The sequence below is a fragment of the Mesorhizobium sp. M2A.F.Ca.ET.039.01.1.1 genome (assembly GCF_003998035.1).
In the GTDB taxonomy this organism is placed as follows: Bacteria; Pseudomonadota; Alphaproteobacteria; order Rhizobiales; family Rhizobiaceae; genus Mesorhizobium.
The window spans coordinates 1-5,679 of sequence record NZ_RZRY01000412.1 but is presented as its reverse complement, the minus strand read 5'-3'; the positions used below and the strand labels follow the sequence as shown (position 1 = coordinate 5,679).

The 5,679-nt window shown below is 66.8% G+C and carries 6 protein-coding genes; all 6 read left to right on the top strand.

What is annotated here, in order from left to right; genetic code table 11:
- On the top strand, positions 1-546 hold a 546-nt coding region (locus EOA24_RS25415), incomplete at its 5' end, for a terminase gpA endonuclease subunit (RefSeq protein WP_189354204.1).
- Positions 543-2,141 (top strand): phage portal protein, encoded by a 1,599-nt coding sequence (locus EOA24_RS25410; RefSeq protein ID WP_189354201.1) that lies wholly within the window; start codon positions 543-545, stop codon positions 2,139-2,141. The genes EOA24_RS25415 and EOA24_RS25410, both read left to right, overlap by 4 nt.
- On the top strand, positions 2,141-2,413 hold the full coding sequence (locus tag EOA24_RS25405) for a hypothetical protein (protein WP_126083010.1): 273 nt from the start codon (positions 2,141-2,143) through the stop codon (positions 2,411-2,413). Before EOA24_RS25410 ends, EOA24_RS25405 begins: the two co-directional genes overlap by 1 nt.
- 7 nt (positions 2,414-2,420) lie before the next feature.
- Complete coding sequence (locus EOA24_RS25400; RefSeq protein ID WP_126083009.1) at positions 2,421-3,755, top strand: S49 family peptidase; 1,335 nt, start codon at positions 2,421-2,423, stop codon at positions 3,753-3,755.
- Between the two features lie 42 nt (positions 3,756-3,797).
- Positions 3,798-4,577: a hypothetical protein gene (locus EOA24_RS25395; RefSeq protein ID WP_126083008.1), complete on the top strand. Its 780-nt coding sequence runs from the start codon at positions 3,798-3,800 to the stop codon at positions 4,575-4,577.
- Positions 4,578-4,640: 63 nt separating this feature from the next.
- On the top strand, positions 4,641-5,679 hold a 1,039-nt coding region (locus EOA24_RS25390), incomplete at its 3' end, for a major capsid protein (protein ID WP_133374604.1).

Here is a 5,679-nt window from a genome sequence, read left to right as displayed (position 1 = left end):
GTTAAAGGCGTCGGCGGCCGCGGCGTGCCGGCGATCAGCGTTCCGGCGAAGAAGTCGGTCACCAAGCGCGGCAAGCGCAAACGCTTCGGCAGCGCCATGCTGTGGCCTGTCGGCACCTGGGGCCTGAAGGCGGAGCTGTTCGCAAACCTGCACAAGCTGGGCATGCGCTCGGGCGAACCGGCTGACCCGCCCGGCTATGTGCATTTCGGCGATTTCCTGCCGAAGGAATATTTCCTGCAGCTCACGGCCGAGGCGTTTGTCGCCGAGGTCGTGCGCGGCAAGTTCCATGAGGAATGGAAGCGGCTGCGGCCGGACAATCACTGCCTCGACGCCCATGTCTACGCGATGGCCATGGCTGAAATGCTCGGGCTCTCCACCAAGCGGGCGGACGACTGGTCGGCCTTGCGGCAGCGGCTGCAGCCGACGCCCGAGCCCGACCTGCTCAATGGCCTGCGCGTGGCTGGACCCGTATCGACGGCGCCGGTCGAGACGAGGAATGACGAGGCCTCGCAAGCCCCTCGCCAGAAATGGAAGAACCGCGGATGAAGTTGCTGGACAGGATATTCGGCAGGGGAGGCGCGTCCGCTTCGCGCCCGTCCCCGCAGGCCGGATATCTGCGCGACACCCGATCGAGGATTCTGTCGACGCGCGGCACGGCGCTGCGCGACCATCGCGACGAGGTGCGTATCGCCTGGCGGCGGGCCGCCGGGCTGGCGATGGACATCATCCAGAATTCCGGCCGGCTGCGCGGCGCCGTCGATCAGGTCATCGCCGACACGGTCGGTGTCGAGCTGATCCTCAGCCCCGCGCCCGACCTGTCGGCGCTCGGCTACGACAAGCAGGAGACGGACGCGTTCATCAAGCTGCTGAAAGCCGCGTGGAAGCAATGGGCCTGGAACGCGCGCGAGTGCGACCTCAAGGGCAAGTTCATCGTGCCGCAGAAGGTCGATGTCGCGTTGCGCCACGACGTCGTCTACGGCGAAGCCTTGGCGCTGATGGACTACATGTCCGTCCCCGAACGCCGCCGCTACGGCATCGCGTCCGGAACCAAGATGTGCCTGACCACGCCAACGGCGCTGGTCCAGGACACCAGCGAGATCGAGGGTCTCTACCAAGGCGTCATCCATGACCCGAACGGGCGCCCGATCGCCTATCGCCTCGCCGAAAAGGAAACCGGCATCGTCGTCAAGCGCGACCATGCGGCCCATGACGGCGAAGGGCGCCAGATGGTCGCCCATGTCTTCGATCCGGTGGACAGCAACGACGTTCGCGGCATCTCGCGCCTGGTGACGGCGTTTCGCGAATATCTGCAATGGGAAACCCTGGTCGATGTCACGATCCAGACCGGCATCCTGCAGACCGTCTTCGCCCAGGTCCTGACCAGCGAGAGGCCGTCGGCCGAAGCCTTCGAGGGGCTGGAAGCGCTCGGCGAGAGCCAGGACGGCAAGGCGCTCCGCGACGAGTTCCGCGACTATTTCCTCGCCGTCATGGACAAGGCGGCCGAAAGCGAAATTTCCGTCGGCACCGATCCGAAATTGTCGCATCTGGCGCCGGGCGAGAAGCTGGAATTGATGTCGACCGGCATTCCGGGGCCGCAGTTCCTGCCGGTGTCGACCGAGCTGCAGCGCGGCATGGCTCGCGCGATCGGTATCAGCGTCGCCAGCTACACCATGAACTATGAGGGCGCGACCTATTCGTCGACCCGAATGGAGGGCGCTTCGCTGCATCCGGTGGTCACCCGCCGCCGCGAGCGTATCGCAGCACCCATCTGCCAGCTTGCTTACGAGCATCTCGTCGACGAGCTGATCGGCACCGGCCGCCTGCCGTTCAAAGGCGGCTACGAGGGCTTCAGGGCCAATCGCGACAAGGTGCTGTGGGCCAACTGGCAGGGGCCGGCCAAGGCCACCGCCGACGACCAGAAGAGTGCCAAGGCCGCGACCGAGCGGCTGCTCAACGGCACCTCGACGCCGGACATGGAATGCGCCGAGATCGGCGTCGACGCCGAGGAGGTCTTCGAGCGCCGGCTCTACTGGCACAAGCGCTATCTCGCCGAAGGCATGCCGTCGCCCTTCGTTCGCAACGCCGGCGACCCGAAGGATGACGTCATCCCGGCCGCGCCAAAGAAAAAGGAAGATGCGTGATGCCGGCCTTGGTCACCATCAATGGTGTCGAGGTCGACCAGGATGATCCTTGCGCGCTCTATCAGGCGCTCTATGCGGTCAAACTGCGCGCGCTCGCCGGAGAGCATGTCGAGGAACTGTCGATTCAGTCCCCGGTAACGCGTGAGCAGTTTCGCTTCACCGGCGCGAACATCAAGGCACTCGATGCTGAATTGATGCGCCTCGCGGCCGCCTGCTCGGCCAGGAGCGGTCAGCGCAGCCGCTATGCGAAGCGCATCCGCTTCACCTGCTGAGGTCGTCATGACATCGCTGATCCACATTGCCGACCGGGTGCTGAACCGGCCGCTCCTGATCACGCGCGACAAGGCCGAGGTCATCCTGTCGGTTCTGGCGGGCCGCATCGGCATCAATGCACCCGGGGCCTCGCGCTTCGAGGGCTCATCCGTCGTCGAGGACGAGGACGGCGCGCGCCGTGCCGTGCCGTATCGTGTGACGTCCGAAGGTGTCGGCATCATCACCATCACCGGCTCCCTGGTGAACCGCGGCGCATGGGTGGGCTCAAGCTCGGGCCTGACGTCCTATGAAGGCATCGCCTACCAGCTCAAATCGGCGGCAGCGGATCCGGCCGTCAGATCGGTCGTTCTCGACATGCATTCGCCGGGCGGCGAGGCCGTCGGTGCTTTCGAAACGGCCGCGCTGGTTCGCGATCTGGCCGCAAGTAAGCGCACCGTCGCCGTCGTCAACGGGATGGCGGCATCGGCCATGTACGCCATCGGCGCGGGCGCGACCGAGATCGTCACCACGGAAACCGGCATATCCGGCTCGATCGGCGTCGTGCTGCTGCATGCCGATTTCAGCCGGCAACTGGACCGGGAAGGCATCACGCCGACGCTTATCCACGCCGGCGCCCACAAGGTCGACGGCAATCCGTTCGAGCCGCTGTCCGACGCGGTGCGCGAGGACCTGCAGGCCGAGGTCGATGCCTTCTACGAAAGCTTCCTGGCGACCGTCGCCAGGGGACGCGGCAACCGGCTCACCGCTGCCGCCGCCCGCAAGACGGAAGCCCGCACCTTCATCGGCCAGGCGGCCGTGGATGCCGGCATTGCCGACCGCGTCGGCTCGTTCGAATCGGTCCTCGCGGACCTGACCCGCGCCCCTGGGCGCTCCACCTCGCAAGCAAGGAGAACGTCCATGAGCGAGAAAAGCGGCGCGCCCGCCGCCGAAGACGATGCGGGCATTGCGAAGGCCGACCACGACGCTGCGGTGAAAGCCGCGCGCGCCGAGGGTCGCGCCGAAGGCGAGGCAGCCGGCGCCAAGACGGTCACCGACCGCCTGGTTTCGGCGCTCTCGGCCGAGGGCGTCAAGGGCGACGCCGCCCGTATGAGCGCCGCGCTCGACCTGGCGCGGAAATCGCCCGGCATGTCCGGCGAGGACGTCGCGGCCTTCGTCTCGGCGAACGTTGCGGTTTCCAAGCCTGCCGGGGAGGCCGACGCATCCGCCTATGAGAAGTCGCGCCTTGCCGCTGCTGGCCTGGCGCAGCCCGCCGCAAAGGGCGCCGAGGCGTCCCAGCAGGCGGCAAGCCGGATTCTGGCCAACTACCGCGCTTCGACGGGCTCGTCCGCCAAGCAGGCCTGACGCCCGAAACATCCAACCGCAACGTCACTCAAAGGGTTGATAATGACCAGCATTCCTTTTGCACAGCCGGGCATGGCGGCCCGGGACGTGTCCGAGACCTTCACTTCCGCCGAGATCTTCAATTCGGCCATTCCGCATCCGGTCACCGAGGATTTTCCAGTCGCGGCTGATGTGGCGCTTCCTGCCTTTTCCGTCGTTGGCCTCGCGGCCACCGGGCTCAGCCTCGCCTTGGCCACGCTTGCCTATGCGCCGGGCAGCAGGGCGAGCGGCCGGCTGGTGTTTTCGGGCGTCGGCACCGCCGACGACACCATCACCATCGGCGCGACCCTCTACACCCTCAAGGCGGCGCCGACGACCGTCGCCGGGCAGATCAAGATCGGCGCGACGGCGGCGGAGACCGCCAGCAACCTGATCGCCGCCATCAACGGCGGGGCCGGGGCAGGGACCACCTACGGATCGCAGACGGTGCCGCATCCCGATGTCACCGCGCAGTCGGACGCCGCTGGCATCGTCGGCATCGTCGCCAAACAGACCGGCGCCGCCGGCAATGCAATCGCCACCACGGAGACGGGCTCGGTGACCGCTTTTGCCAACGCCACGCTCGTCGGCGGTGTCGATCAGGTCGGCGTGCAGGCGATCGGCGTCACGACAGCGCCGGTGGTCGACACGAACGCCGCGCAACGCGTCGCGATCTTCCGCGCCGGCAACTTCAATCCGGACGCCCTCAACTGGGATGCCTCGTTCGATACGGACGCAAAGCGCGAGGCCGCGTTCCGGGGCGCGCCTTCGCCCACCAACATCCTCATCCGTAAGCGGCTCTGACGCGAACCGCGAATATTCAACCAAATCGCGGCCCCGGCCGCTCTTTCAATAAGGGCCACGACCATGGCGGACTTCGACCACTACGAACTCTGGGACACGCACACTCTTCTTGGCGTGTTCCGCGAGCTGGATATCGTGCCGAGCTATTGGCTCGACCTGCTTTTCCCGAACGAGATGTCGTTCACAGACGAATATGTCGACCTGGAGAAGATCCCGCGCGCCGGCCGCAAGCTTGCGCCCTTCGTCGCGCCGATGGCGCAGGGGCGCGCCATCTATGAGGAAGGCGCGCGCGTCGAGCGCTTCAAGCCGGGCTATGTCAAGCCCAGCGATCCCGTCTCCCCGCTGCGGGCGCTCACCCGCCGGCCCGGCACCTTGCTCGGACCGAACGCGCAGACGCCGCAGGCGCGCTACGACGCGGTCAAGGCCGACATCCTGCAGTATCATCGCGTCGCGATTGAGAGGCTGTGGGAATGGATGGCCGCCAAGGCCATCATTGACGGCAAGGTCGTCATCGAAGGCAAGGACATGCCGCAGCGCCTCGTCGATTTCGGCCGCGCCGCCGGCCACACCGTCGTGCTCGGCGTCGGCGCGCGGTGGGGCGATGCCGGGGTGTCCATCCTCGACGACATCCAGGGCTGGGCGGACATGATGCACGCGGCCGAGTTTGGCGGCGCGCCGAACCGCATCACCGTCGGTATCGACGCCTGGGGCGTCATGCGCCGCGACGCCGAAATCCTCGCCGAAATGGACCTGACCCGCCGCGGCAATGCCGACCTGACGATCAAGACCGGGCTGATGACAACCGGCGAGGTGCGTTATGGCGGCACGCTCGGCGGCGGGATCGAGGTGTGGGTGTACAGGGACTACTACACCGTAAACGGCTCCGTCACGCCGTTCATGTCGCCCAAGGATATCGTCCTCACCGGACCGAACGTGCAGGGCTACCGCTGCTTCAGCGCCATCGTCGACGTGCACGCCCAGTTCCAGCCGCTGCCGATCTTCCCGCGCGACTACATCCCGGAAGGTGACGTGGCGATCGAGCAGATCGTCACGCAGTCGGCGCCGCTCATGGTGCCGGTCAACCCGAATGCCACCCTGAAGG